This window comes from Acinetobacter sp. T63 (genome assembly GCF_053852345.1).
Genome location: NZ_CM132659.1, coordinates 1,465,465 through 1,491,608, shown reverse-complemented (window position 1 = coordinate 1,491,608; position 26,144 = coordinate 1,465,465). Strand labels below are relative to the sequence as shown.

The window sequence follows — 26,144 nt, the reverse complement described above, 5'->3', positions numbered from 1 at the left end:
CTTTGTCAGGAACGACAAAAACGGATAGTCACAGGATAAGTGTGCCCATGAAAACAATGATGATCAAACCTTTAGTAATTGCTGTCGGTTTAACAATGAGTGTAATGGCCAATGCGCAAAGCAGCCAGGAAGTTGAGCAGCTTCGTCAGGAAGTGCAACAACTGAAAGCACTTGTTCATCAATATGCTCAACAAAATCAAACGGTTCAAGCGAATTTAAACCAACTTGCCAATACTGCGGTACAACCACCTGTTGCACAAAAAGCCAGCACTGAAAAGCGCGGCTTGGGTATGACGCTGGGTAATGCTGAATTTAACCTGTATGGAAACGTCCGTATGGATGGTTCTTATCAGGTTGAGGGCAGTAGCCGAGATTTGCCATATAACCATATTAATGCCGTAGCGTTAGAAGGCAATGAAAGTAGTGATCGTTTAAGATCAACGCTTTCTGCTACACGTTTAGGTTTGGATTTCAAAAGCCCTGTGGGTGATCAAGACGTAAAAGGTAAAATTGAAGTCGACTTCTTGGGCGGTTCAAATTTTGATAACTTACGTATTCGTCATGCTTACTTAAATTATGGCAACTGGTTAATTGGTCAAACTTGGTCAAACTTTGCGGTACCGGATTATATGCCGGAAACAGTCGATGCTTTGGCCTATGCCGGTGGCGCAGTTAAACGTACCCCGCAAGTGCGTTATACCGCGAAATTCAGCCCGCAAACCAATCTGGTGGTGGCTGCTGAAGACCCAAAAGATAACAGCATCACCCAGCGTTTACCGGCTTTAACTGCGCGCTTAAATCATCAGTTCGCCGATAACATGAGCGTGAGCGCACGTGCCATGGGCCATGAAAAACGCATCAATTCTGATGAAGAAATGGCGTGGGGTGTGGGCTTGGGCGCTAAATATGATGTGACCCCAAGCACGACTTTAAAAGCAGACTACTACCATGTGAAGGGTGATAGCAGTTTTGTGTCTTTTGCCAATACCGGCACCATCCAGGGGGCGAATGGTCTGGAGCAAAGCGAGTTTGATTCGATTACTGTCGGTCTGACCCAGAAGTTTAATGAAAAACTGCGCGGCACAGTGGGTTATGGCTATATGAGCTTTGATCAGGATGCTGATTATCTGGCAGCGACTCCAGCAGATAAACGAACTGGCGTTAACAAAGACTTATGGCAGGCATGGGCCAATGTCTTCTATAGCCCGATCAAGCCAGTTAGCTTAGGTCTGGAATATGTCTATGGTGAGCGTGAAGCAGTAGTCCCTGCGGCCAATGGCAGCAAAACAGGTGAAGACAACCGTATTAATATGGTGGCCATCTATAACTTCTAATTACACGCTATACATTAAAAAAGCCAGAAGGACACTTCTGGCTTTTTTGTTTTTAGACTTTTTTGGACTTAAGTCTAATGTGGGGGACAATTACAGCAAAAATATCAGGCATTTTCACCGAGTCTGACAAAAGCATACGACATTTTCATGAAAAATCCTGCGCCTGCACAAAAGCAAATCAGAACAATAAAACTTCTCCCATCGAAGTTGGGACCGAAAAAGTGCAGAATCTTGTCAGACAAAACCAGCTAAAACATAAGGAAAAGACAAGTTTTGTCCTGCATTCACATGGAATCGAGATCATGAATCTATATAGTGGGCATGAACATTAAAAAAAGAACATCCGTTCACTGAAAAAATCATGAGGCCGCTATGAGCACTTCTGTAGAGTATAAACCCGAGTGGATTCGAGAAGATTTTATTGATTTTATTGCAGAAAAAATAAATCCAGTCTGGGCATTGAAAAAAGTCAAAGCCTGCGTTGTTGAAATTCAGGCATTAAGTCCAGACTTTTATAAAATTCATTTACGTCCCAACCAGAATTTTCAGGCACAGCGTTTTCAGGCCGGACAAAGTATTCTGATCACGCTGGCGATGAATGGGGTCCGCCAGCAGCGCAGCTATTCCATTGTCACTTTGCTCGATAACGGCGATGTGATTCTGGCCATCAAACGGCAAGGCAAAATGTCCAATGCCTTGACCCGGTTACCGGCAGGGGCTGTGGTGGAGCTGTCCCAGCCGCAGGGCAATTTTGTGCTGCCGGCACAAGTTCCATCTTTATGTTTTATTGCATCGGGCAGTGGGATTACCGCCATATATTCCTTATTACAAAAAGCCGTGGTCAGCTCGACCCAGCCGATAGACCTGCTGTATTTCACCCGGGATGATGCCTTCCATGCCGAAATTAAAACCCTGGCGCTGATGTATCCGCATTTTAAATATCATCATTTTAATACCGTAGAACAGCGTCAGCATTTGTCTTTGGCCTTACTGCAAAACACGGTCGAGCAACTGGGTGAGCGACATATTTATGCTTGTGGTTCAGCCTCGATGATGCAGGCCGCCCAGCAGATTTGTCAGCAGCTGGATTTAAGCGAGCAGTTTCATTCCGAGTATTTTCAAATGACCGCAGATGAAACTCTGGAGGCGCAGCCGGTGCAGTTCTTGCGCTCGCAGCAGGATTTTCAGGCCAACAGCAATTTGCTGGACAGTGCCGAAGCCGCCGGGTTAAGACCGGCCCATGGCTGTCGCATGGGTATTTGCAATACCTGTTCCTGTACCAAAGTCAGCGGCAGCGTGCGTAATCTGCTGACCGGTGAAATTGACCATAACCATAATACCCAAATCAAACTTTGTGTGACGCAGGCAATCAGTCCTGTCGTGATTAACTTATAATCTGGAGGGAACATCACATGAATATGCCTGCCGCGTTACATCCGAACAGCAAGTCAAAATATTTAACCGAGGCTCAGATTCAGGAATTTGGTGCCAAAGTGGAAGCCATCCGCCGTGAAGTCATGGACGATCTGGGGGAAAAAGATGCCCAGTATATTTATAAAATCCGTAATTTTGTCCGCTATAGTGAAATTGCCTCACGTGGGATGCTGATGTTTGGCGGCTGGATTCCGCCAGTATGGTTATTGGGGACTGGTTTACTCGGATTATCCAAAATTGTTGAAAATATGGAGCTGGGTCATAACGTCATGCATGGCCAGTTTGACTGGATGAATGATCCGACCCTGAACGGTGCCAGTTATGACTGGGACACCATTGCCACCGGAGACGACTGGAAATATACCCATAACTATATTCATCACACCTATACCAATATTGTCGACAAAGACCACGATGTCGGCTATGGCTTGCTACGGGTTAGCGAAGCACAAAAATGGGAACCGCGTTTTTTGATGAATATTCCGCTGGCCATTCAGCTGATGGTATTTTTTGAATGGTATGTGGGGCTGCAACGTCTGCATTTAGAAGATGTACTGGTTTATAAAACCAAAACCTGGAAACAGGTCTGGGATGAAGCGGCCGGTTTAAGAAAGAAAATGCGCCGTCAGGTGGTCAAAGATTATGTCTTTTTCCCGCTGCTTGCCGGGCCAAATGCCATTCCGGTTTTTGCCGGCAATGCTGTCGCCAATGTGATTCGCAGCCTGTGGGCATCCGCGGTGATCTTTAACGGCCATTTCACTGAAGATGCGGAAAATTTTGAAGCCGACAACACCGAAAATGAAAGCCGGGCTGAATGGTATATCCGCCAGATTCGCGGTTCGAGTAATTTTAGTGGCACCCAGTGGCTGCATATTTTAAGTGGAAATTTAAGCCATCAGATTGAACACCATTTATTTCCGGATATGCCGGCCAACCGTTATGCCGAAGTGGCACCAAAAATCAAGGCGCTGTGTGCAGATTATGGCATTCATTATAATGAGGCCAATTTTATCCAGCAGTTTTCCAGTGTCTGGGTGCGTCTGGCCAAGTGTTCGGTGCCAAATCACTGGCAGGACAAAATCGGGCAGGGCGGTCACCTGATTCGTACCTGTCTGGCCCAGCTGAAAGCCAAATTCCAGTAACAGCAGATTTTAGCCAGCTTTTATAAGACCAGAAGATAAGATGTCTTTTGGTCTTTTTTATTTTGCATAACTGCTGCATTTTTTACTCAAGACTCAAACTTGAGTGCAACAGCGCTACAGGAGGATGAGCTATTTTTACAGAAAAAATGCCCGGACTTGCCGATTATGTAACTGAATTATCTTTATAAATTTCTGATATCTCTGCGCTTTATTTTTGAGCAGCCGGCAAGTTAACGTGGTTTAACAAAACTGAACTATGGTGATTTTGGCGAATCTCCTAAGCTGGTTTGAGTGAAAAATAATGGAAAATAACAAGATGTCAGTTGTCTCTCAGAACAGTTATCGCCCCTTAAAACTCGAACGACAAAAAAGCTATCGGGAGCTGTTTCATTTCTTTCTGGATGAAAGCACGCCAGCACCAGAAAAAGAAAAGCTTTCGGCCCAGCTTTTACAGCGCGAGCTTCACCAGATAGATTCTCCATCTATTCCTTTACCCGATGAGCCAGTCCAGATCAAAGACTGGCTTTTTCAGCAGAATATGCAGAATTGTGAACGCTATCAGCAGTATTTAAGCCGGCGTCAGGCTGGTGGTCAGCGTGAATACTTTCAGCATGTAGCCGCCGCCTATGACTTTCTGGTGAAAGTCGCGCCAGTAAAATATGTCGATGGTTCCTGGCTGTATAGCACCTTAAAACATTGGTCTGATCCGAATTTTCAGCATCTGATCATGATTTATCTGGAAGAGCTGGGCCTCGGTTCAGCCAAAGCCAATCACGTGTCGATGTATCAGCAATTGCTGAGCAGTCTGAATCTGCAAGATCTGGTCGAAGGACTGGAAGATGAATACTATTATCAGCCCGTGGTACAACTGGCGCTGGCCTATGCGCCGCAGCAATATCTGCCGGAAGTGATTGGTTTTAATTTAGGCTATGAACAGTTGCCGTTGCATTTGCTGATCAGTAATTATGAACTGGCTGAACTGGGGCTGGATCATCAGTATTTTAATGTGCACATTACCATTGATAACCTGGACAATGGTCACGCGCATCGTTCAGTCGCCGCACTGGAATATGGCTATAGTCAGGCCGCCAATAAAACAGAGTTTATTGACAAACTGAAACGCGGCTATGCTCTGAATGATGTTGGCCTAGGCTCGACTGAAATTATTAAAAACAGTGATTTAACCCCGCTGATTGAAAAGATTTTCAAGAAAAAAGCTGTGGTCGGCAAGTTGATTCATAATAACCGTTGCCGCTTTGCCCAGGCATCGGTGAATGAATGGCTCAGCAATGACCAGAAAGTGGTTGAGTTCCTTCAGGTGTTACAGGATAAACAGTGGATTAAACGCGGCCAGCATCCGAGTGCAAGCCGCTTCTGGCAGCTGATTCACAATGAAGAAGGTAAAATGTTTGGGGTGTTTTCAGTCGCTGAACAGCAGATTATTTATGACTGGATTGCCCAAGCCTATACCGAACGCCGTGCGCCGTTTAAGGCAGTAACCCCGGTGCAGCAGATCGATGATTATATTGTCGATTATTTCAATTCAAGCGAACAGCAGGCCTTGCAGCAGCAATTAAAACTGGCGCGTAGCGCAGAAGAAAAAATCAATCTGCTATTGCCTTACTTGGCGCCGCATCAGCATCATAATCCCACTGGTTTATGGGCCACGCGTCAACTGACCCAGTTTTTATTCCCGCAAGCACTGCAGCAGATTCAATAAAATTTGATGACTACTTGTCATCACCTAACAAAATGCCAATCCTAAGGATTGGCATTTTTATAGAAGTTTAAAAGGGTTCCAGCAGAACAGAAGGGCATTTAGTGGGATTTCTTTTTACCGCCGCCATCCTGTTTATTGACGGTAGACCAGCCAATGCGTTCTGCTTCTTCTTCGGAATGGCCTCGCTCTTTTTCCGATTCAATAATATGGCGGGCCTGACGTTTCTGCTTGTCGGTATAGGCCGACTTATCACCTCTAGACATCAGTTTCACTCCTGTATAGATCTGCATGTTTCAATAAAACTCAAAATATTATCTACATTGCTTGTGTGCCTTTAAATGCCGTTAACCATTGACAATGGTACCGCCATTGACATGAATCACCTGACCGGAAATATAGCTGGCTTCATCGGAGGCTAAAAACAGATAAGCTGGCGCAACTTCACTTGGCTGACCCATACGGCCCATGGGGGTATCTTCACCAAAACCTTTTAGCTGTTCTTCATCAAAACTGCTTGGAATTAACGGCGTCCAGATTGGGCCGGGTGCGACACCATTCACCCGAATCCCGGTTTTATTTTTTAGCAGGTTGGTCGACAGGCTACGGGTAAAGGCAGTAATAGCCCCTTTGGTACTGGCATAATCAATGAGCTCATTATGGCCCTGATAGCTGGTGATACTGGTGGTATTGATAATACTGTCACCGGGCTGCATTTGAGGAATGAGTAACTGGGTCACATAAAACAGCGGGTAGAGGTTGGTTTCAAAGGTTTTATGCAGCTGTTCGGGATTAATATCCTCAATGGTTTTTTGTGGATATTGTACGGCGGCATTATTGACCAGAATATTAATATGCGGAAATTGCTGCAAAGCCAGATCGACCATCTGCTGTACTGCCGCATGCTGGCGCAGGTCACATTGAATCAGCAGACATTGACAGCCTTCCTGCTCGACCAGTCGCTTGGTGTCTTGCGCATCCTGATCTTCTTCTAAATAGGGAATAATAATATTGGCACCTTCGCGGGCAAACAGCACTGCCACGGAGCGGCCGATGCCGCTATCACCGCCGGTAATTAAGGCCACCTTGTCTTTGAGTTTTTGACTGCCCTGATAATTGCTTTTAATAATTTCAGGTTCGGGCGTCATTTTATATTGCACACCGGGCTGATGCTCCTGTTTCTCTTGCGGAGATGGGCTGTCAGGATAATGATTCATGGAGTTCTCCAAATTTTAGGGTCGATTTATTGTTTTGCTCAATCAGATGAAATCGTTAGCGATAAAAAAGCACGAGTCTGGGCAGATCGTGCTTTTTAGAAGTTATACTGCTTCCCACTGACGGGTGACTTCTTCAGAATTCTTGTTCAGGATAATCTGGTTGCCACGAATTTCTTCCACCCAAGAGATCGGAATGTAATGGTGCATCCCATCGCCAGAATCCTGCTTGGTCAGTTTGATTTTATCGCTGCCTTCCAGATGATCGACCGTACCGACATGGGTGCCGCAGGAGGCAATAACTTCGCTATGTTTCTGAATGTTATTTAAATTAATATCAGCCATTTTTATTACTCCAATTCAGATGAAATAAATATCTCTATTTAATTTAAACGCCTCAAAGAGATAAAAATGGCTTTATTTAAAATCGAAACAACTCCGCCATAGAGTATAACAATTCACTACATGCAGATATATATTACACATTATGAAATATCTAAATGATTGAGGCTAAATTTAAATAATTAAAGCTATTGTTATATTGAAATAGATGAGTTGAGATAATCAAAAATCATATATTTATAAATCTCATTTTATTATTTTTAAATAAAAATTATAAACTACAGAAGATCTCTAGCTACTTATTGGTTTAAACGCTTAATCCTGCATCAGCTAGATGGTTGAGCGGTCGAAATAATCAAAACTGAAAGGGCAGGGCTGTGTATCTGTATGTAAGCCAATTTTCAGGCAATCACTAAAACTCATCAAACTGATTGAATAAAACAATCAACCTATTAAGCATTTGTTTTTAAATGATTATATAAAAATATTGCAGCTGGAATTTTTCAAAAAAATGAGAAAAATGAAGTACTTTTTGTCATTACAAAATTGTTTGTAAAATAGACAAAAAAGGGCTGTACAGTGCTGTGAATTGTGTATAATTCCGCCAACAAAAGCCCCTGCAAGTTTATAGATTTTCCTATAAGTGTGCAGGGGTTTTTCTATGGACAATTTTTTGGAATGGGATGCCCTGTTTTTAGAAGGTGGCACATACATGTTGTTTTCCAAAACCACAGTCGTCGATGCATCTGCCCAGCTCAATGCACAAGGTCTGGCAACCAAACTCAGCTTTTTTGGTCTGGGTTTAAGTACGGCATCTTGGGCACCGCTCATTCCATTTGCACAACAACGTCTTTCTTTAAACCATGCAGACTTTGGCCTGTTGCTACTCTGTATGGGGATTGGATCGATGCTGGCCATGCCTGCGGCCGGTCTGTTAATCCAGCGTATTGGCTGCCGTATTTTAATCGGGATTGCGCTGGTTGCAGCGATGATCATTTTGCCGTTACTGACGGTATTTGGTACTGCCTTAAGCATGGCAATTGTGCTGTTTATCTTTGGGACCGCGGTGGGTGCATTTGGGGTGGCCATTAATTTACAGGCGGTGATTGTTGAAAAGAACAGCCTGAAAAATATGATGTCCAGCTTCCATGGTATGTGCAGTCTGGGCGGTTTACTTGGTGTGCTGACTGTGACTGTGCTGCTGTCATTGGGTGTTTCACCGCTAATGAGCGCTTTAATCATGAGCGCGGTGCTGGCCTTTATTGCCATTCTGGCCGTTCCCAACAGCCTGTCTGAAATTGAGAAAAAATCAGACACAGCCCCAGAAGACATCGCACCATCAGCGAAGCAGAAATTTCGCCCAAGCCCGATGATTCTGTTAATTGGTTTGGTCTGTTTTATTGCCTTTTTATCAGAAGGCTCGGCAATGGACTGGAGCGGAATTTATCTGGTTAGCAACTTTGGGATGGACGCTTCTTTTGCCGGTCTGGCCTATACTTTCTTTGCCATTACCATGACCATCGGCCGTTTTTCCGGACGTCGTTTATTAAGAATGTGGGGCGAGAAAAACATCATCACCTATAGCGCGCTGTGTGCGGCCTTGGGTCTAGGCATTATTGTGATGGCGCCGCACTGGGCAGTAGTCCTGTTGGGCTATGCCTTACTCGGTTTTGGCTGTTCCAATATTGTGCCGGTGATGTTCTCCCGTGTTGGCCGTCAGAACATTATGCCTAAAGCGGCTGCTTTATCGCTGGTATCGACCATTGCCTATAGTGGTTCATTAAGTGGCCCGGCGCTGGTCGGTTTCCTAAGTGAAGCCATTGGCCTGAGCACCGTCTTTGCGCTGGTGGCCTTATTGCTGCTGTCGATTGCTGTCTTAAACCGCTTTACCCAGGTCGACTAAATCGGACATTCAGCTACTTATCTGTGTCTTCCTTTTCGCCAGTCAGCGCTCACTGACTGGCTTTTTTTATATTTAAGCCGCAATTCATAAGACAATGAAAGTGAAATCAAGGGACTAAAGAATATATTTAAAAATTATGGACTCTATTTAAATATTTTTTATTATTAAGAAAATAAACCACTTCATCTTAACGCGTTTATTATTTCATTTTTTAAATAAAAACAGCTGAAATATAAAGATGGTAAAAAATTAAAAAAAGATATTTAAAAGAATAAAATTTTACTATTTTAAATACAGCCTGTTAATTTTTTAAAATAAAAAAGACCTGCTACATTCCAATGATCTGAAACAAAGCGCGGCTGTTTATCTTAATTTTCACTCTTATCTTAAAAGAGTCGCAACATAGACAATCAAAATAAATAACAGGAAGGGTGAATCATGGCCAATACACGTAATGAGGGTACTTCAAATCGTGGATTTGCGAGTATGGATCCAGATGAACAAAGAGAAATTGCCAGTCGTGGTGGGCGCGCAGCCCATGCCAGCGGCAATGCGCATGAGTTTACGTCAGAAGAAGCACGCCGTGCCGGCGCCAGAAGTCATATAAACGATGACAATCGCCGTGGCCGCAGCTCATCTTCCAGCACGCGTAAACGCGACCGTTATGGACGCTTTACCTCGGACTAGTACAGCTTGCTAAAAAACATAGGCTTAATCTGACCGGATAAAACAGCAATCGTTTTTGTCCGGGAAGATTAAGCCTATTTTTATGGGGGAATGAATGTGGTTTTGATCTTTACTTGATCATCTTTATGAATAAGGTAAGCGCAGATTTTTGTGATTGCTTAGAGTTTTAAGCTCAACACAAACTCATCTTAATAGGATTTATACGGCAAAAATTTCCCGGATAGCACCACATTTACCCGGTCGCCATTTTCATGGCTTTCCCGTTGAATATCCATACTAAAATCAATTGCGCTCATAATCCCGTCGCCAAATTCTTCATGAATCAGCTCTTTAATGGTAGAACCATAGACATTCACCACTTCATACCAGCGGTAAATTAAAGGATCGGTCGGAACGCTGGTTGGCAGAGAGCCTTTATACGGCACAATCTGTAACCAGGCCACGGCTTCATCACTCAGGTTAAATATCTGACCAATTTTTTCGGCCTGTTCCTTATTCAATGCCATTTGCCCCAAACAGGCTGCCGTTACCCATTCTTTGGATAAACCAATTTCCTGCGCCACGCTGGACCACTGAATATTGTTCAGTACCTTGGCAGATAAAATCATGTCTGTCACTTGTTGGCGGTGGCTAATCATATCTATTTCCTCAACTGCTTATGGCTAAAACACTGAGAAGGGAAAAGCACAATGTATGCCAGCTTAAAATCAGCTCAGATCTTGAATCTGACCATGGCGTAAATTTATCTTTCACCCAAAGTTGGTACGTTCCTTGCTGTATCTCCACTGAACTGATGGCAACGACGCCATAAATTTTTAAAACATGCTGGATGATTCAGGCAATGGCGCCTAAGACGTGAAAGTCGTCTTGGGCGCTTTTTATTTGCAAATCATCTCACTGCTAAATTTCAATCGTTGAGGGGTACTCGCAATGGCTTATCTTGCACCTTCCGAATTTGCAACCAAAGTTGTGGATGCCGGTGAATCGAAACTACATATGGCAAACCGTGATGTGCTGATCCGCGCCACCATGGCCGGGGCTATTCTGGCGCTGGCAGCGGTTTTTGCGGTCACCATTGCAGTGCAAACCGGCGTGCCTTTAATTGGTGCATTATTATTCCCGGTCGGCTTTTGTATGCTGTATCTGCTGGGCTATGACCTGCTGACCGGGGTATTTGTCCTGACGCCATTGGCCTGGCTGGATAAACGTCCGGGCGTGACCTGGGCCAGAATCCTGAAAAACTGGGGCGTGGTCTTTGTCGGTAACTTCACTGGTGCGCTGATTGTGGCGGTGATGATGGCAGCGGTCTATACCTACGGCTTTTCGACCGAACCAAACAAGGTCGGTCTGGCGATTGCACATATTGGTGAAGACCGGACGCTGGGCTACAAAGAATATGGCGTAGCTGGCTGGATCACAATTTTCATTCGCGGCATGCTCTGTAACTGGATGGTGTCGCTTGGCGTGATTGGCGCGATGATGTCGACCACCGTTAGTGGCAAGTTTATTGCGATGTGGATGCCGATCATGCTGTTCTTTGCCATGGGCTTTGAACATTCGGTGGTGAATATGTTCCTGTTCCCGTTCGCGATGATGATGGGCGGCGATTTCTCGGTGATGGACTACTTTATCTGGAATGAGTTACCGGTAGCGCTGGGGAACCTGGTAGGTGGTTTGGCTTTAACTGGTCTTGCGCTTTATACCACGCATGTCCGCACTGCACCAAAACGCGAGTTCTAAGTTTTAAGCCCACAGGATGAATTCAGGAATCAGGGAAGATTCCAGCCAGTTGAGAACAGCGCATGTCCACTTTGCCATCTTCACACCAGACTTCACTTCAAATTCGGCTTGGGCAATATAGTGCTGCCGGCCGCAAAGAGAGCAATCAGGATTTTCACGGCGCGGCCGTTCCGGAGGGCTATCTGGCACAGCAAAAGGGCATTGCCTGTGCCATTGCCGATGGTATCAGCAGCAGCAATGTCAGTCATATCGCCAGTGAAACCGCAGTGTCCAGTTTTCTGGCCGATTACTTTTCGACGCCCGATTCCTGGAGTGTCAAAACTTCGGTCGATCGGGTGATTCGTGCCACCAATTCCTGGCTCTATGCCCAGACCCAGCAAAGTCAGGGCCGTGTCGATAAAGACCGCGGCTATGTCTGCACTTTTAGCGCGCTGGTATTCAAACATGAAACTGTACATCTGTTTCATATTGGTGATGCCCGTATTTACCGCTTGCGTGAGCAGCAGCTGGAACAGCTCAGTGTTGACCATCGGGTCTGGTTATCTTCCCGGGAAAGCTATTTAAGCCGGGCTTTGGGCGTGGCGCAGAAAGTAGAGGTGGATTATTTAAGTCTGCCGTTGGCACAGGATGATATTTTCCTGTTGATGACCGATGGTGTATATGAATATCTGTCGGATAGTCAAATCATTGATGCGCTCCACGATTCCGAAACTTTAGATCTTGATCAGGTAGCAGAAATGCTGGTCCATCTGGCTGATGCACAGGGCAGTCCTGACAATTTAACCCTGCAAATTGTACAGGTACAGCAGCTGCCACAGCAGGCCCAGTCACAATTTCAGCCGAGTCGCAACCAGCTGAGTCTGGCCCCGGATTTAAGCATAGGTCAGCAGTTTGAAGGCTACCGGATTCAAAACGTGCTGCACCAGAATCATCGTAGCCGTTTATATCTGGCTTGGGATGAAGCACGGCAGCAGCAACTGGTCATTAAAATTCCGTCACTGGATTTAACCCAGAATGCACAAGCGCTGGAGCGTTTTCTACTGGAAGAGTGGGTAGCAAAACGGATTCAGCATCCACAGGTGTTAGCGGCCTATCCGCATCAGCGCAGTAAATCTTATTATTTTCAAACCTATGAATATTTATCTGGCCAGACCTTAAATACATGGTTGCATCAGCAACGCCAGCCGATTGCGCTTGAAACCGCCATCCAGATTACGGAACAGATCATTAAAGGCTTGCAGGCTTTTCACCGGCTGGACATGCTGCATCAGGATATTCGCCCTGAAAATATCATGCTGAATGCACAGTTAGAGCTAAAACTGATTGATTTTGGTGCGACCCTGGTCAAGGGGATTTCCGAATCACAGCCGCAACATGCCGCGGCTTTGGGCACCTTGGCCTTTATGGCGCCGGAATATTTTTGCTCGCGGCCGGTTTCCACCCGTTCAGACCAGTTTTCACTGGCCGTGGTACTGTATTATGTACTTAGCAAACAGTTACCCTATGGCACCGAACTGGCGCGTTGTCAGACGCTTAAACAGCTAAAAACGGTGCGTTATCATTCAATTTTAGAATATCGGCCAGATATTCCGGTGTGGATTGATGGAGCCTTGCATAAGGCCTTGGCCCTGATGCCAAATGAACGTTATGAGGTATTGTCAGAATTTCTGTATGACCTTAAGCATCCTAACCGGTATTTTTTAAAGCCGGTTCATTCTTCCTTGCTGGATAAAAATCCTGTTAGATTCTGGCAGGCGGTTTCAGCTATGTTATTTTTATGCTTGCTGTTGTCTTTGGCGTTGATGTTTAGTGTTTAGACATCAGCTGGCTTGAACCGGTGGGCATCATTCTTCAAGAGTTGTTCAATCCGAACAATTTAAAAACTCCTGAATAATCCATTCAGGAGTTTTCTATTAAGCACAAAAAGCGATGACGTCGATGACTATGCTTATTTCGAGAATTTCAATAATGCTTCTGCGGTCGCCTCTGAGGATGCCGGATTCTGTCCGGTAATCAGCAAACCATCTTGCTGTACATGCACCTGCCAGTCCTCAGCTTTTGAATATTGTCCGCCGTGTTCTTTCAGCATATCTTCAACTAAAAAGGGCACAACATTGGTCAGCCCAACCGCATCTTCTTCTGTATTACTAAAACCGGTCACAGTCTTGCCTTTGACCAATGGTTGGCCATCCTGTGCTTTGACATGACGTAATACTCCCGGCGCATGGCAGACCAACGCCACCGGTTTATTGGCTTGCAATGTTTGTTCAATCAAAGAGATAGAATCCGGGTCTTCGGCCAAATCCCATAAGGGTCCATGACCGCCCGGATAAAACACGGCATCAAAATCGGCAATCGACACCTCACTGAGTTTGCGTGTCTGCGCCAGATCTTGCATGGCGGCGGTATCCGCCTTAAAACGCTCGGTGGCTTTGGTCTGAGCATCGGGTTCATTACTTTTCGGATCAAGAGGCGGTTGACCACCTTTAGGAGAGGCCAAGGTCACCTCGGCGCCAGCATCAACAAAAGCATAATAAGGGGCGGCCAGTTCTTCCAGCCAGAAACCGGTCTGTTTGCCTGTATCACCCAGACGGTCATGAGAGGTCAGCACGATGAGAATCTTCATATCATTTTCCTGAATGGTTCATATTATTCGGTTCATCGGCTGTTAATTTAGCAAGCGTAATGGGCGCTAAGTGTTGTGATACGTTCAGTTGCTGTATCGGCATGTGTCAATCTCCAGATACTGCAAAGGATTTTAAGTGCCCATTAACAGGGCCTGCTGCACATCGGCCTGTTTGCGCAGGAAATCCCAGACCAGTTTGATTTTCGGCTCATGCTGTAAATCAACTAGGGTCAACATCCAGAAGGTATGGGTAAAACTGACCTGATCGCCCAGAACTTCTTGCAGATCAGGTTTATCATGCACCAGAAATCGCGGCAAAATTGCCAGTCCGGCGCCGGTACTGACCGCAATCTGCTGGGCCAGAATACTGTTACTGCGAAAACAAGCTGTCACTTGCAGCGGCAAACGTTCCAGCGAATACAGCGCCGAGCTATACACCAGATCATCAATATAATCGACAAATCGGTGCTGTTTCAGATCTTCCAGCTGTCTAATTGGTGGGTTTTGCTGTAAATAGCTTTGACTGCCGTACAGTTTTAAACAGTAATTTGAGAGTCGGGTAATGATATAAGGCCCGGATTTGGGCCGGTCAATTGAAATGACAATATCGGCCTCACGATGTGAAAGTTTGATGGTTTTTGGCACCGGAATCAGGTCAATAGTCAGCGAAGGATAATGCTGTGAAAACTCCGCCAGCAGCCGGGCCAGAAACGCCGTCCCGAAACCTTCCGGCGCACCAATGCGTACCCGGCCTTGTAAAGGGTCATGGCGTTTATCAATCTGGATAAAAGACTGTTCCATCTGTTCGACGCGGGGCACCAGTGCCAGACCTTCCGCAGTCAGCTCATAGCCTTTGGCTTCACGTTTAAACAGCTGGGTACCCAAGGTATTTTCCAGCGCCTGAATGCGCCGTGCCACGGTGCTGTGTTCCACTTCCATCAGGCGCGCAGCATTGGTGAGGGTTTTGGCCCGGGCCAAGACCAGAAAAAAGCGTAAGTGATCCCAATCAACTTTCATTTTATGTTTAACATCCTGTTAAATCTCTGTGCAAATTTGCACAACCGTCGTGCGCCAATCTCTATTGGTGCCAAAAGTGTTCTTTGTTAGTCTGCTGAAACAGCGTAAAAAATAATACGTTAAAAACAGCCAGTAAAGGCAGATAAAACGACAATAACAAACCAGCACGGAGCGACCATGAACGCGATTCATCATCCCCATTCGAATACCGGCATCACCACGGCAAAACTGCTGATTAATGGTGAATTTATCGACTCCAGAACCAGTCATTGGCAAGATATTGTCAATCCTGCTACCCAGGAGGTTCTGGGTCAGGTGCCGTTTGCCACTGCAGAAGAAGTCAATGCCGCCATTGCCGCAGCCCAACAGGCTTTTGCCAGCTGGCGTGAAACACCTATTCAGGCCCGTATGCGGATTATGCTGAAACTGCAGGAGCTGATCCGTCAAAACTTAAAAAGTATTGCACAAGTCCTGACCGCTGAACAGGGCAAAACATTAGCAGATGCCGAAGGTGATATTCAGCGTGGCCTGGAAGTGGTGGAACATGCCTGCTCGGTCGGTTCGCTGCAAATGGGTGAGTATATTGAAGGCGTGGCGCGCGGGGTAGATACCTATACCATGCAGCAACCCTTAGGTGTCTGTGCCGGAATTACCCCGTTTAATTTCCCGGCGATGATTCCATTGTGGATGTTCCCGATGGCCATTGTCTGCGGCAATACTTTTGTCTTAAAGCCGTCGGAGCAGGATCCGCTATCAACCATGATGCTGGTCGAACTGGCGATGCAGGCTGGTGTTCCTGCCGGGGTACTGAATGTGGTGCATGGTGGTAAAGAAGTGGTCGATCTGCTGTGTACACATTCTGACATCAAAGCCATTTCCTTTGTCGGTTCAACCGCGGTCGGCACCCATGTGTATAACCTGGCAGGTCAGCATGGCAAACGGGTACAGTCAATGATGGGCGCCAAAAACCATGTGGTGGTGATGCCGGATGCCAATAAAGAACAGACCTTAAATGCCTTGGTTGGTGCAGCCTTTGGCGCCGCCGGTCAGCGCTGTATGGCCCTGTCTGTGGCGGTAATGGTCGGTGAAAGCAAGCACTGGGTTGATGAGCTGGTCAATAAAGCCAAAACCTTAAAGGTCAATGCTGGCCATGAACCGAATACTGATGTCGGACCGGTCATCTCAACCCGTGCCAAAGCCCGTGTGATTGACCTGATTAACAGTGGTGTCGAGCAGGGTGCAGAACTGCTGCTAGATGGCCGTGATGTGCAGGTTGCCGGCTATGAGCAAGGCAATTTTGTCGGTCCGACCATTTTTAACCAGGTCACGACCGAGATGCGCATTTATAAAGAAGAAATCTTTGGTCCGGTCTTGGCCATCATTCATGTCGATACACTAGAACAGGCCATTCAGCTGATTAATGCCAATCCGTTTGGTAATGGCGTGGGCTTATTTACCCAAAGCGGCAGTACCGCGCGTACTTTCCAGAACCAGATTGATATTGGTCAGGTCGGTATTAATATTCCAATTCCGGTGCCGGTACCATTTTTCAGTTTTACCGGTTCCCGTGGCTCCAAACTCGGTGATTTAGGCCCGTATGGCAAACAGGCCGTGCAGTTCTATACCCAGACCAAAACCATCACCAGCCGCTGGTTTGAAGATGATCAGGAAAGCGCCGGTGTGAATACCACCATCAGTCTGCGTTAAGGAGAATGACCATGAAAATTGCATTTATTGGTTTAGGCAACATGGGCGGCTCCATGGCACAGAACTTACTCAAAGCCGGCCATCAGGTGTTTGGCTATGACTTGAGCGAGACTGCTTTAGCACATTTTGCCCAGGCCGGTGGCGTGGTTTGCCAGAGTCCGCAAGATGCAGCCCAACAGGCCAATGTGGTGGTGACCATGCTGCCTGCGGCCCAGCATGTACGCACGGTGTACCTGGGTGAACAGGGTATTCTGAACGTGCTACCGGCTGGCAGTTTATGTATCGACAGCAGCACCATTGACCCGAAAACCATTCAGGACGTGGCGGCAGCTGCACAGGCTCGACAGATTCAGGTCTGTGATGCACCGGTGTCTGGTGGAACCTTAGGCGCCAAAGAAGGCACCTTGACCTTTATGGTTGGGGGCGATGCCGCCACATTTGAAGCAGTGAAGCCGGTACTGAGTGCGATGGGGAAAAATCTGGTGCATTGTGGTGCTATTGGCACCGGGCAGGTGGCAAAAATCTGTAATAACCTGATTCTGGGTATTTCCATGACGGCGGTCGCCGAAGGCATGGCACTGGGAGTAAAACTCGGGATTGATCCGCAAGCGCTGGCCGGAGTCATTAACAGCTCATCTGGGCGCTGCTGGAGTTCTGAAGTCTATAATCCGTGGCCAGATATCTGTGCCAATGCGCCGGCATCGCGTGGCTATACCGATGGTTTTGCCGCACAACTGATGCTGAAAGATTTAGGGCTGGCGGTTGATGCTGCACATCAGGCGGAGCATCCGATTGTTCTGGGCAGTCTGGTGCAACAGCTGTATCAGCAACTGTGTCAGGAGGGTCATGCACATCTGGATTTCTCCAGCATCATGCATCATTACACCACGCCAACAGCGTAAAAAAATAGCAACATGATGGAGCAGGGACAGGCTACATCCATACACCTTGTCAGTAATAACGATAAATTCAGGCTGAGGTACACATGTTAAATTATCAAAAAACGGTTCAGGAATTTGATCTCAATACGGTTGCACGCCAGTATCTGTCTGGCACCATGCAGGCACTTAATGCCTGTTTTGAATGCTGCGACCGCCACGCCGGTTCAGATGCGATTGCCTTGTACTGGCATGGTAAAGATGGCCGCAAAGAGCAGTACAGCTTTGCCGAGCTAAAAAAATATGCCAGCCAGTTTGCCAACTTTTTAAAAGCGCAGGGTGTGCAAAAAGGCGACCGTGTTTCTGGCTTATTGCCACGCACTCCGGAACTGATCATTACCATTTTGGCCACCTGGCGGATTGGGGCAGTGTATCAGCCGCTGTTTACCGCCTTTGGTCCCAAAGCCATTGAACACCGTATTCAGCTGGCTCAAAGCAAGCTGGTGGTCACCGATTTGGCCAATCGCGATAAATTGGTGGATATTGCGAACTGTCCAGACATTGTGACCGTACATGCAGAGCGCCAGGCCGATACCTATCCGCAAGATTTCAATTTCTGGAGCGTATTGAAGGGTCAGGCCGAGCACTGTGAACTGGAAATGCTGACGATTGATGATCCATTTTTATTGATGTTTACTTCGGGCACCACCGGGCCGGCCAAACCGCTAAAAGTGCCACTGAAAGCCCTGATAGCATTTGGCGGCTATATGCAAAATGCCATTGGCCTGCAACCGGAAGATGCGTTCTGGAATATTGCAGATCCGGGCTGGGCGTATGGTCTGTACTATGCCATTACCGGGCCCTTGCTACTGGGGCATTCGACCCTGTTTTATGAAGGTGGTTTTAATGCCGAAAGTGTCTGCGAAATTGTTCAGCAATATGGCATCACCAATCTGGCCGGTGCCCCGACGGCGTACCGGATGATGATGGCTGCCGATCAGGCACAGATGGCACAGCTACGTGGCAAATTACGCGTGGTCAGCAGTGCCGGCGAACCATTAAATCCAGAAGTAATCCGCTGGTTTGAACAGGTACTGGATGTGCCCATTTACGACCATTATGGCCAGACCGAAGTGGGGATGGTGGTGTGTAATCATCATGCCTTGGAGCATCCGGTGCGTTCAGGTTCGGCCGGCTTTGCCAGCCCGGGCTATACCATTGCCGTGGTTGATGAGCAGGGTCAGGCCTTAGCAGCAGATACTGCGGGCATTCTGGCGATTGATATCCGTCAATCACCAATGATGTGGTTTGGCGGTTATGAAGAAAGCCGTAAATCACCATTTGTTGGAGATTATTACTTAACTGGCGATACCGCCGAAATTCACGCCGATGGCAGCATGAGCTTTGTCGGACGTAGTGATGATGTCATTACAACGTCAGGCTATCGGGTTGGCCCATTTGATGTGGAAAGCGCCTTGCTGGAACATGATGCGGTGATTGAAGCCGCCGTGATTGGTGTACCGGATCCGGAGCGTACCGAAGTAATTAAAGCCTTTGTGGTGCTGGCCCAGCAGGTACAAGCCACGCAACAACTTGAAGAAGAACTGGGACAGTTTGTCAAAAAACGTCTGTCTGCACATGCCTATCCACGCCTGATTGAATTTGTGACTGAACTGCCGAAAACCCCAAGTGGCAAAATCCAGCGCTTTTTACTGCGTAATCAGGAAATCAGCAAATTACAGCAGGCCAAAACTGCATAAAACGCTAAAAAACGAAAACGCCAACAGATCAAGAAAGACATCTCAATAAGAAGATTAAGGGAAGCAGGTATGCAATTTACGGAAGAACAACAGCTGATTCAGGACATGGCCAAAAGTTTTGCCCAGGAGCAGATTAAACCGAATGCTGGCGAATGGGATGAAAAAGGCATTTTCCCGAAAGAGGCTTTGGCCCAAATGGGTGAACTGGGCTTTATGGGAATGCTGATTCCGGAAGAATGGGGCGGTTCAGGCACGGGAACGCTGGCCTATGTGCTAGCCCTAGAAGAAGTTGCCGCAGCCGATGGTGCGACATCGGCCATTATGAGCGTGCATAACTCAGTTGGCTGTGTGCCCATTCTCAAATTCGGCACCGAGCAGCAAAAGCAGCAATATTTAAAGCCACTGGCTCAAGGTCAAATGATTGGCGCTTTTGCCTTAACCGAACCACATACCGGCTCGGATGCTGCTGCTATTAAAACCCGCGCAGTTAAAGATGGCGATCATTATATTATTAATGGTGCCAAACAGTTTATTACCTCGGGCAACAATGCCGGCATGATTATTGTGTTTGCCGTAACTGATCCAAATGCGGGCAAAAAAGGTATGAGCGCCTTTTTAGTGCCACGTGATACGCCCGGTTATGAGGTCATCCGGGTGGAAAATAAACTGGGCTTACATGCTTCTGATACCTGTCAGATTGCCTTAACCGATGTACGCATTCATGAAAGTTTAAGGCTGGGCGCCGAAGGTGAAGGCCTAAAAATTGCCCTGGCCAATCTGGAAGGCGGCCGCATAGGCATTGCCGCACAGGCGGTAGGTCTGGCGCGCGCCGCTTTAGAAGAAGCCAGCCGCTATGCGCATGAGCGTGTGGCCTTTGGCAAACCGATTTTTGAACAGCAGGCCATTTCTTTCCGGCTGGCCAGCATGGCCACCGAAATTGAAGCAGCACGGCAGCTGGTGCATTTCGCGGCCCGTAAAAAAGAAGCTGGTGAAAGCTGTTTAACTGAAGCCTCCATGGCCAAACTGTTTGCCTCAGAAATGGCAGAACGGGTTTGTTCCAAAGCCTTACAGATTTTTGGCGGCTATGGCTATTTAAAAGATTTTCCAATCGAGCGTATTTATCGGGATGCGCGTATTTGCCAGATTTATGAAGGCACCAGCGACATTCAGCGTCTGGTGATTGCACGTAGTTTATAATTGAACAGGGAGATTGATCATGCAATGGGAAACAATTTTACTTGAACAGTGTAACGGGGTTGGACTGATAACCTTAAACCGCCCGAAAGCCTTAAATGCCCTGAACCATCAGCTGATTGCCGAAGTCAATCAGGCGCTGGACCGGCTGGAAAAAGACCCGGATATTGGCTGTATCGTGATTACCGGTTCAGAAAAAGCCTTTGCTGCCGGCGCCGATATTAAAGAAATGGCAGATCTCACATTTCCACAAATTTATCTGGATGATTTTTTCAGTCTGGCCGACCGCATCGCCCAGCGCCGTAAACCGTTAATTGCCGCGGTCAGTGGCTATGCCTTGGGCGGCGGCTGCGAACTGGCGCTCATGTGTGACTTTATTTACTGTGCTGATAATGCCAAATTTGGCCTGCCTGAAGTGACTTTGGGTGTATTGCCGGGCATTGGCGGTACCCAGCGTTTAACCCTGGCAATTGGTAAGGCCAAAGCCATGGAAATGTGTCTGACGGCCCGCCAGATGGGCGCGCAGGAAGCTGAACAAAGTGGACTGGTGGCACGGGTGTTTGCCAAAGAGGAATTGTTAGAGCAAACTCTGCAAGCCGCAGAAAAAATTGCCGAAAAATCCCTGCCAGCAGTGATGATGATTAAAGAATCCATCAACCGTGCTTTTGAAGTCAGTCTGGCCGAAGGCTTGCGTTTTGAGCGACGTATTTTCCATTCCATTTTTGCCGGTCAGGACCAGAAAGAAGGTATGCAGGCCTTTGTCGAAAAACGCCCGGCCCAATTTAGCCATCAATAAAAATCATAATAGGAAAAATAAATGAGTACGGACAATAATTTAGCCATTTGTGTGCAGGGTGGTCTAGGCATGATTAGCCTGGACCGGACCAGCCACTTAAATGCCTTAACCTTGCCGATGATTCAGGGTATTCAGGCACAACTGGAGCAATGGCGTGAGGATGCTGCGGTACAGGCCATCCTGATCAATTCCAACAGCCCGAAGGCCTTTTGCGCGGGCGGTGACATCCGTTATCTGTATGACAGCTATCAGGCCGGCAATACCCAATATCAGGATTTTTTTGCCACTGAATATCGCATGTTAAGCAACATCCGGAATTTTCCAAAAACCGTTATGGTGATGCTGGATGGCTATGTGCTGGGTGGTGGTTTTGGTCTGGCGCAAGCCTGTCATATCAAGATCAGCAGTGAAAAATCCCGCTTTGCCATGCCGGAAACTGCAATCGGCTTTTTCCCCGATGTCGGTGCCACCCATTTCCTGTCACGGCTGGATGATGTGGGCGTGTATATGGCGCTGACCGGTGAACAGATCAGCAGCAGCGATGCCTTGTATTTAGATTTAATTGACTATCATGTGCCGAGTGCGCGCTTTGCTGAATTAGAAGCAGCGTTAATTGCAGCGCCGCTACTCAACCCGATTGAAATCCGCAAAATCATCAGCAGCTTTATTACCCATCCGGCAGAAAGTGAATTGCAAAAGCGTATCGAGCAGATCAATGCCCATTTCTCTTATGCAACGCTGGATGATATTGAACACAGTCTGGCTCAGGCAGGTACCGGTCCAGATCAGGAATGGGCGCAGAAAATGCTGGCTATTTTGCGGCAGCGTCCAGTAATGGCCAAACAGGTCAGCTTAAAGCTGCAACAGGTCGGGCAAAACTTGTCGCTGGAAAAGTCAATGCAGCTGGAACGCAATTTACAGGATGTCTGGATGCAGCAAGGTGATTTTATTGAAGGTGTACGCGCTTTAATTGTCGATAAAGATAAAAATCCGCAATGGCAAACTGACAATACTGCTTTTGAAAAAGTGCTGGAAACTTTGTGGCCGGTCTGGAATACGCAGCCGCTGGAGCAGATTTCTTAAACAGCTAAACATTCAAATATCAATAAAAAACCCTCTTTCAAATTGAAAGAGGGTTTTGGTTTAGAGCATCTAAAATGGACGTTTAGCTCTGCATAATTCCGCTGACACCGGTCATAATCATATCAATGGCAATGGTCCCAATCAGCAAGGCAGCCAGACGCCCGACAATATCGACATACAAATCAATATAATTGGAATGTTTATGCTGCAAATGATCATGCGCATATTTCATTAAAATAAGCAGGCTACAGGTCAGAAACAGCGTCACAAAAATCACCAGCACCAGTTGCCACAGGCTTAGCTGAATTCCGGTAATGACCGCGGCGCTGATGGTTCCCGGGCCAATCATAAACGGCATGGCAATGGTGCCAGCCAAATGATGCGGCGCACCACGCATCACCCCAATGGTATCGGCGCCCTCAAACACATAGCGGTAACCGATCACCAGAAAAATAATCCCGCCAAAAATCTGGAAAGATTCAAAACGGACATGCAGGACATCATGAAAAAAGGCTTCACCGGTTTTGGCGAAAATAATAAACACCACAAAGCTGATTAAACTGCCCTGAATCAGGGCGCGATTAAACACTCGGGCCTCGGAATTACGGATAATGCCAAGCATATAAATACTCATTAAAAACGGGTTTAATAATGAGAAAAACAGTGCAAAGGCGTGAAGCGATTCAGACATCCTACAGATTCCTTATTGATCCGGGTCTGGAAAGAGCGGGCGCTTGCCTGGACTAATCCGGTTGATGTGCAAGAACATCAGATGGCGCTCGTATTTATCCAGAATGTCGTTAATGACCTGTTCTTTGCTGTAACCCACCAGATCATTGCCTTGCGAGCCTTCAAACAGATAGGTTTCCAGACGGTAATAGTATTTTTTGGTGCGTTTGCCACGCGAACTGAAGTTGGGCGTGTCATAACGGATTGGCCAGATCTGGTAAACAAAGTTTTCTTCTTCATCCAGCTGAATGGTTAAATCCAGATGTGACAGTTCCGGTTCATCATCCAGGGCTTTTTCCGCCAGATCGACCTGAATGCCTTTGTTGATGAATTCTGTGGCCACCGCCTGCATTGCCGGTTTACAGACCTCTTCCAGCATTTGCTGGGTTTGCGATAAATTGGCATGCAGCATTACCCGGCTGAGGCGTTTTTTCCAGTTAAAGATGTCGACATTGCCGACCACGGGTGCCGCATTCATGCTGGTACTGGCCTGACGGAAATCTTCCAGACGCAAGGACTTATACAGTCCGGCCATCACAAAGAAAATCACGAAACTAAAAGGCAGACCCATAATAATCGTGGTGTTCTGTAATGCTGTCACGCCATTCGCCATGAGCATTGCCAAAGTTAGCAAACCGATAGCAATGGCCCAGAACACACTGAGCCAGCGCGGCGAATCATGTTCAATATTGCTAAATTTGGTGGTGAAATTCCCCAGTACCAGTGCGCCTGAATCGGCAGAAGTCACATAAAACAGCAAACCGGTAATGGTAGCGACGCCGGCCAGAAATGGGAACCACGGATATTGGGCAAGCAGGTCATAGAAACCATGTGCCGGATTGGCCAATACGGTGGTGGCCAGCTGGGTATGGCCATCAAAAATTACGCTGTGCAGGGCGCTATTTCCAAAAATTGACAGCCAGGTCAGGGTAAACAGCAGGGGAATAATTAAGGTACCGGCCACAAATTCACGGATGGTTCGGCCACGGGAAATTCGCGCCAGGAACAGGCCGACAAATGGCGACCAGGCAATCCACCAGGCCCAGAAAAACAGGGTCCAGCTGTTCATCCATTCTTTCGGTTGCTGAAACGGAAAACTGGTTAAGGACAGTTGCGGGAACTGGCTAATATAGTCGCCAAAGTTCTGGATTAACGCTGCCAGTAAAAACTCGGTATTGCCCATCACCAGAATAAAAAGCAGCAGACCAATCGACACATAAATATTGACTTCAGACAGAATCCGGAGGCCTTTATTTACCCCAGAAGCCACTGAAATTGCAGTAATAATGACTGCAACGGCAATCAGCGCCGACTGGATCAGCAGGTTTTCTGGCACATCAAACAGTACATGCAGGCCGTAGTTGAGCTGAACCACACCAATCCCGCAGGTGGTGGCAATACCAAAAATGGTGCCCAAAACGGCCGCGGTATCAACACTATGTCCAATCCAGCCATTAACACGCTTGCCAAAAATCGGATAAAGCGCCGAGCGGATGGTTAGCGGCAGGTTATAACGATAACTAAAATAACCCAAAGCCACGCCAACCAAGGCATACATGCTCCAGCCAGTTAATCCATAGTGGAACAGGGTCCAGACCATTGACTGGCGCGCAGCCTCAAAAGTCTGGCCTTCGCCGACAGGCGGATTCATATAGTGAGACAGCGGTTCGGCCACCGAGAAGAACATCAGGTCAATCCCGATTCCGGCCGAGAACAGCATTGCCGACCAGCTCAGCAGGCTAAATTCCGGCTTGGAATGTTTGGGACCTAATTTGATATCGCCATAACGCGACAGGGCAATAAACAGTACAAAGACCAGATATAAGGTGGCCGCCAGCAGGTAATACCAGCTAAAGGTCCGGCTGACCCAGTTCAAGATTTGGGTAATGAGCTGATTCGCCTGGTCATTAAATAAAATCGTAACCAGCGAAAACAGCAGGATGAGTGTTGCCGAAAGAAAAAAGACAACTTTGTTCAGACTATCGGTCGTCTGTTCAGTTTTCTTTTGCATAAATCTGTGACCATATTTATTTAATTCGGATCTACAGCGCAGTGTGTTTTGGCTTAACCAGACTATAGGCATGGCTCTCATTACAAACATTTGCAAATGAAAAACAAACTGAGCTGTACATCAGGAAGCAGACGGGACTATAATTTATTTTAATTGAACGTTCAATTAAAATAACGTTTTTTATATGTTACCTTGCCTTGTGCATGATTTTTATTAGTCAGGTCGATCTTATGCCTAAAGTTGGTATGCAACCGATTCGTCGTCAACAGCTAATTGATGCCACCTTATCTGCCATTAATGAACTGGGTTTTGCTGAAGCATCTATCAGCCAGATTGCCCAGCGGGCAGGTGTGTCTACAGGCATCATCAGTCATTATTTTCAGGGCAAGCATGGCCTGATTGAAGCGACCATGCGTTATTTGTTGCAACAGCTGAGCGATGCCATTTCTGCCAGTTTAAACGCCGCAGAAAACACCCCGGAGCAGCGCCTGATTGCGATTGTGCGTGCCAATTTCTCGGCCGAACAGACCGATAAAGCCGCCATGAAAACCTGGCTGGCATTCTGGGCCAACAGTATGCATCAACCTGACTTGCACCGTTTGCAGCAGGTCAACCATTATCGCCTGCATTCCAATATCAAGCATGAGTTTGCCAAACAGCTGGACCGCGAGCAGGCTGAACGCGCCGCGCAGGGTCTGGCCGCACTGATTGACGGTTTCTGGTTACGCGGTTCCTTAATGACCACTGAACTGGATGCCGATTTACCTATTCAGATTTGTGCCGACTATATCCGTCAGCAACTCAATATTCACTAAATTACGAGGAGAACC

The 26,144-nt window shown here is 47.0% G+C and carries 22 protein-coding genes and 1 pseudogene; 15 read left to right on the top strand and 8 right to left on the bottom strand.

Going from position 1 to position 26,144, the window contains the following annotated elements:
- The first annotated feature begins 47 nt into the window (after window positions 1–47).
- From ACVLR6_RS07270 to ACVLR6_RS07255, 4 genes are all read left to right on the top strand, one after another.
- Window positions 48–1,334: a DcaP family trimeric outer membrane transporter gene (locus ACVLR6_RS07270; protein ID WP_455996144.1), complete on the top strand. Its 1,287-nt coding sequence runs from the start codon at window positions 48–50 to the stop codon at window positions 1,332–1,334.
- 372 nt (window positions 1,335–1,706) lie between these two features.
- Window positions 1,707–2,729 (top strand): ferredoxin reductase, encoded by a 1,023-nt coding sequence (locus ACVLR6_RS07265; RefSeq protein WP_160241305.1) that lies wholly within the window; start codon window positions 1,707–1,709, stop codon window positions 2,727–2,729.
- A gap of 17 nt (window positions 2,730–2,746) precedes the next feature.
- Entirely contained in the window at window positions 2,747–3,910 is a 1,164-nt protein-coding gene (locus ACVLR6_RS07260; RefSeq protein ID WP_455996142.1) for a fatty acid desaturase family protein, read from the top strand.
- 316 nt (window positions 3,911–4,226) lie between these two features.
- On the top strand, window positions 4,227–5,630 hold the full coding sequence (locus tag ACVLR6_RS07255) for an iron-containing redox enzyme family protein (RefSeq protein ID WP_455996140.1): 1,404 nt from the start codon (window positions 4,227–4,229) through the stop codon (window positions 5,628–5,630).
- Between the two features lie 98 nt (window positions 5,631–5,728).
- Here ACVLR6_RS07255 and ACVLR6_RS07250 read toward each other — a convergent pair whose 3' ends face one another.
- The 3 genes from ACVLR6_RS07250 to ACVLR6_RS07240 all read right to left on the bottom strand — a co-directional run bounded on the left by ACVLR6_RS07250 (window position 5,729) and on the right by ACVLR6_RS07240 (window position 7,186).
- Window positions 5,729–5,893, bottom strand: a complete 165-nt coding sequence (locus tag ACVLR6_RS07250; protein WP_016658124.1) for a hypothetical protein — start codon at window positions 5,891–5,893, stop codon at window positions 5,729–5,731.
- Between the two features lie 81 nt (window positions 5,894–5,974).
- Window positions 5,975–6,856, bottom strand: coding sequence for an SDR family oxidoreductase (locus ACVLR6_RS07245; protein WP_228288726.1), 882 nt, complete (start codon window positions 6,854–6,856; stop codon window positions 5,975–5,977).
- Window positions 6,857–6,946: 90 nt separating this feature from the next.
- The gene (locus ACVLR6_RS07240; RefSeq protein WP_104471337.1) at window positions 6,947–7,186 is read right to left on the bottom strand and encodes a DUF2171 domain-containing protein; all 240 of its coding nucleotides are present in this window, start codon (window positions 7,184–7,186) and stop codon (window positions 6,947–6,949) included.
- A gap of 658 nt (window positions 7,187–7,844) precedes the next feature.
- Here ACVLR6_RS07240 and ACVLR6_RS07235 point away from each other — a divergent pair.
- Together ACVLR6_RS07235 and ACVLR6_RS07230 are read left to right on the top strand one after the other, a co-directional pair.
- Window positions 7,845–9,086, top strand: a complete 1,242-nt coding sequence (locus tag ACVLR6_RS07235; RefSeq protein WP_168397667.1) for an MFS transporter — start codon at window positions 7,845–7,847, stop codon at window positions 9,084–9,086.
- A gap of 438 nt (window positions 9,087–9,524) precedes the next feature.
- A pseudogene (locus ACVLR6_RS07230) lies at window positions 9,525–9,749 on the top strand (KGG domain-containing protein); the annotation flags it as partial.
- 212 nt (window positions 9,750–9,961) lie between these two features.
- Here ACVLR6_RS07230 and cynS read toward each other — a convergent pair.
- Window positions 9,962–10,411 (bottom strand): cyanase, encoded by a 450-nt coding sequence (cynS, locus tag ACVLR6_RS07225; protein WP_005178047.1) that lies wholly within the window; start codon window positions 10,409–10,411, stop codon window positions 9,962–9,964.
- A 292-nt stretch (window positions 10,412–10,703) separates the two neighbouring features.
- On the opposite strand from cynS, the gene ACVLR6_RS07220 reads away from it, so the two are divergent.
- Together ACVLR6_RS07220 and ACVLR6_RS07215 are read left to right on the top strand one after the other, a co-directional pair.
- Window positions 10,704–11,513 carry a formate/nitrite transporter family protein gene (locus ACVLR6_RS07220; RefSeq protein WP_005178046.1) on the top strand — a complete coding sequence of 270 codons (810 nt, stop codon included), beginning with the start codon at window positions 10,704–10,706 and terminating at the stop codon, window positions 11,511–11,513.
- A gap of 62 nt (window positions 11,514–11,575) precedes the next feature.
- On the top strand, window positions 11,576–13,330 hold the full coding sequence (locus tag ACVLR6_RS07215; protein WP_286427270.1) for a bifunctional protein-serine/threonine kinase/phosphatase: 1,755 nt from the start codon (window positions 11,576–11,578) through the stop codon (window positions 13,328–13,330).
- Between the two features lie 131 nt (window positions 13,331–13,461).
- On the opposite strand, the gene ACVLR6_RS07210 is transcribed toward ACVLR6_RS07215, so the two are convergent.
- Window positions 13,462–14,139 (bottom strand): type 1 glutamine amidotransferase domain-containing protein, encoded by a 678-nt coding sequence (locus ACVLR6_RS07210; RefSeq protein WP_005177934.1) that lies wholly within the window; start codon window positions 14,137–14,139, stop codon window positions 13,462–13,464.
- A 132-nt stretch (window positions 14,140–14,271) separates the two neighbouring features.
- Window positions 14,272–15,156 carry a LysR family transcriptional regulator gene (locus tag ACVLR6_RS07205; protein ID WP_104471333.1) on the bottom strand — a complete coding sequence of 295 codons (885 nt, stop codon included), beginning with the start codon at window positions 15,154–15,156 and terminating at the stop codon, window positions 14,272–14,274.
- Window positions 15,157–15,333: 177 nt separating this feature from the next.
- Between ACVLR6_RS07205 and ACVLR6_RS07200 the strand changes: the two genes are divergently transcribed.
- From ACVLR6_RS07200 to ACVLR6_RS07175, 6 genes are all read left to right on the top strand, one after another.
- Window positions 15,334–16,863 carry a CoA-acylating methylmalonate-semialdehyde dehydrogenase gene (locus tag ACVLR6_RS07200; protein ID WP_104471332.1) on the top strand — a complete coding sequence of 510 codons (1,530 nt, stop codon included), beginning with the start codon at window positions 15,334–15,336 and terminating at the stop codon, window positions 16,861–16,863.
- A gap of 11 nt (window positions 16,864–16,874) precedes the next feature.
- Complete coding sequence (gene mmsB / locus ACVLR6_RS07195) at window positions 16,875–17,765, top strand: 3-hydroxyisobutyrate dehydrogenase (protein ID WP_104470211.1); 891 nt, start codon at window positions 16,875–16,877, stop codon at window positions 17,763–17,765.
- An 83-nt stretch (window positions 17,766–17,848) separates the two neighbouring features.
- Window positions 17,849–19,501 (top strand): AMP-binding protein, encoded by a 1,653-nt coding sequence (locus ACVLR6_RS07190; RefSeq protein ID WP_180134246.1) that lies wholly within the window; start codon window positions 17,849–17,851, stop codon window positions 19,499–19,501.
- A gap of 69 nt (window positions 19,502–19,570) precedes the next feature.
- Window positions 19,571–20,698: an acyl-CoA dehydrogenase family protein gene (locus ACVLR6_RS07185; protein WP_104470213.1), complete on the top strand. Its 1,128-nt coding sequence runs from the start codon at window positions 19,571–19,573 to the stop codon at window positions 20,696–20,698.
- Window positions 20,699–20,717: 19 nt separating this feature from the next.
- Complete coding sequence (locus ACVLR6_RS07180) at window positions 20,718–21,491, top strand: enoyl-CoA hydratase (RefSeq protein ID WP_455996137.1); 774 nt, start codon at window positions 20,718–20,720, stop codon at window positions 21,489–21,491.
- 21 nt (window positions 21,492–21,512) lie between these two features.
- The gene (locus ACVLR6_RS07175) at window positions 21,513–22,574 is read left to right on the top strand and encodes an enoyl-CoA hydratase/isomerase family protein (RefSeq protein ID WP_455996136.1); all 1,062 of its coding nucleotides are present in this window, start codon (window positions 21,513–21,515) and stop codon (window positions 22,572–22,574) included.
- 82 nt (window positions 22,575–22,656) lie between these two features.
- Here the strand turns inward: ACVLR6_RS07175 and ACVLR6_RS07170 are convergent, their stop codons facing one another.
- Together ACVLR6_RS07170 and ACVLR6_RS07165 are read right to left on the bottom strand one after the other, a co-directional pair.
- The gene (locus tag ACVLR6_RS07170) at window positions 22,657–23,265 is read right to left on the bottom strand and encodes a MarC family protein (RefSeq protein WP_455996134.1); all 609 of its coding nucleotides are present in this window, start codon (window positions 23,263–23,265) and stop codon (window positions 22,657–22,659) included.
- A 12-nt stretch (window positions 23,266–23,277) separates the two neighbouring features.
- Window positions 23,278–25,314 (bottom strand): choline transporter, encoded by a 2,037-nt coding sequence (locus ACVLR6_RS07165; RefSeq protein ID WP_455996132.1) that lies wholly within the window; start codon window positions 25,312–25,314, stop codon window positions 23,278–23,280.
- 230 nt (window positions 25,315–25,544) lie between these two features.
- Between ACVLR6_RS07165 and betI the strand changes: the two genes are divergently transcribed.
- Window positions 25,545–26,129 (top strand): transcriptional regulator BetI, encoded by a 585-nt coding sequence (gene betI / locus ACVLR6_RS07160; RefSeq protein WP_455996131.1) that lies wholly within the window; start codon window positions 25,545–25,547, stop codon window positions 26,127–26,129.
- Window positions 26,130–26,144: the final 15 nt, after the last annotated feature.

Excerpts from the sequence above, each read along its gene's own strand:
- ACVLR6_RS07270 (WP_455996144.1), top strand. The coding sequence starts at position 48 with ATGAAAACAATGATGATCAAACCTTTAGTAATTGCTGTCGGTTTAACA.
- ACVLR6_RS07265 (WP_160241305.1), top strand. The coding sequence starts at position 1,707 with ATGAGCACTTCTGTAGAGTATAAACCCGAGTGGATTCGAGAAGATTTT.
- ACVLR6_RS07260 (WP_455996142.1), top strand. The coding sequence starts at position 2,747 with ATGAATATGCCTGCCGCGTTACATCCGAACAGCAAGTCAAAATATTTA.
- ACVLR6_RS07255 (WP_455996140.1), top strand. The coding sequence starts at position 4,227 with ATGTCAGTTGTCTCTCAGAACAGTTATCGCCCCTTAAAACTCGAACGA.
- ACVLR6_RS07250 (WP_016658124.1), bottom strand. The coding sequence starts at position 5,893 with ATGTCTAGAGGTGATAAGTCGGCCTATACCGACAAGCAGAAACGTCAG.
- ACVLR6_RS07240 (WP_104471337.1), bottom strand. The coding sequence starts at position 7,186 with ATGGCTGATATTAATTTAAATAACATTCAGAAACATAGCGAAGTTATT.
- ACVLR6_RS07235 (WP_168397667.1), top strand. The coding sequence starts at position 7,845 with ATGGACAATTTTTTGGAATGGGATGCCCTGTTTTTAGAAGGTGGCACA.
- cynS (WP_005178047.1), bottom strand. The coding sequence starts at position 10,411 with ATGATTAGCCACCGCCAACAAGTGACAGACATGATTTTATCTGCCAAG.
- ACVLR6_RS07220 (WP_005178046.1), top strand. The coding sequence starts at position 10,704 with ATGGCTTATCTTGCACCTTCCGAATTTGCAACCAAAGTTGTGGATGCC.
- ACVLR6_RS07215 (WP_286427270.1), top strand. The coding sequence starts at position 11,576 with ATGTCCACTTTGCCATCTTCACACCAGACTTCACTTCAAATTCGGCTT.
- ACVLR6_RS07210 (WP_005177934.1), bottom strand. The coding sequence starts at position 14,139 with ATGAAGATTCTCATCGTGCTGACCTCTCATGACCGTCTGGGTGATACA.
- ACVLR6_RS07205 (WP_104471333.1), bottom strand. The coding sequence starts at position 15,156 with ATGAAAGTTGATTGGGATCACTTACGCTTTTTTCTGGTCTTGGCCCGG.
- ACVLR6_RS07200 (WP_104471332.1), top strand. The coding sequence starts at position 15,334 with ATGAACGCGATTCATCATCCCCATTCGAATACCGGCATCACCACGGCA.
- mmsB (WP_104470211.1), top strand. The coding sequence starts at position 16,875 with ATGAAAATTGCATTTATTGGTTTAGGCAACATGGGCGGCTCCATGGCA.
- ACVLR6_RS07190 (WP_180134246.1), top strand. The coding sequence starts at position 17,849 with ATGTTAAATTATCAAAAAACGGTTCAGGAATTTGATCTCAATACGGTT.
- ACVLR6_RS07185 (WP_104470213.1), top strand. The coding sequence starts at position 19,571 with ATGCAATTTACGGAAGAACAACAGCTGATTCAGGACATGGCCAAAAGT.
- ACVLR6_RS07180 (WP_455996137.1), top strand. The coding sequence starts at position 20,718 with ATGCAATGGGAAACAATTTTACTTGAACAGTGTAACGGGGTTGGACTG.
- ACVLR6_RS07175 (WP_455996136.1), top strand. The coding sequence starts at position 21,513 with ATGAGTACGGACAATAATTTAGCCATTTGTGTGCAGGGTGGTCTAGGC.
- ACVLR6_RS07170 (WP_455996134.1), bottom strand. The coding sequence starts at position 23,265 with ATGTCTGAATCGCTTCACGCCTTTGCACTGTTTTTCTCATTATTAAAC.
- ACVLR6_RS07165 (WP_455996132.1), bottom strand. The coding sequence starts at position 25,314 with ATGCAAAAGAAAACTGAACAGACGACCGATAGTCTGAACAAAGTTGTC.
- betI (WP_455996131.1), top strand. The coding sequence starts at position 25,545 with ATGCCTAAAGTTGGTATGCAACCGATTCGTCGTCAACAGCTAATTGAT.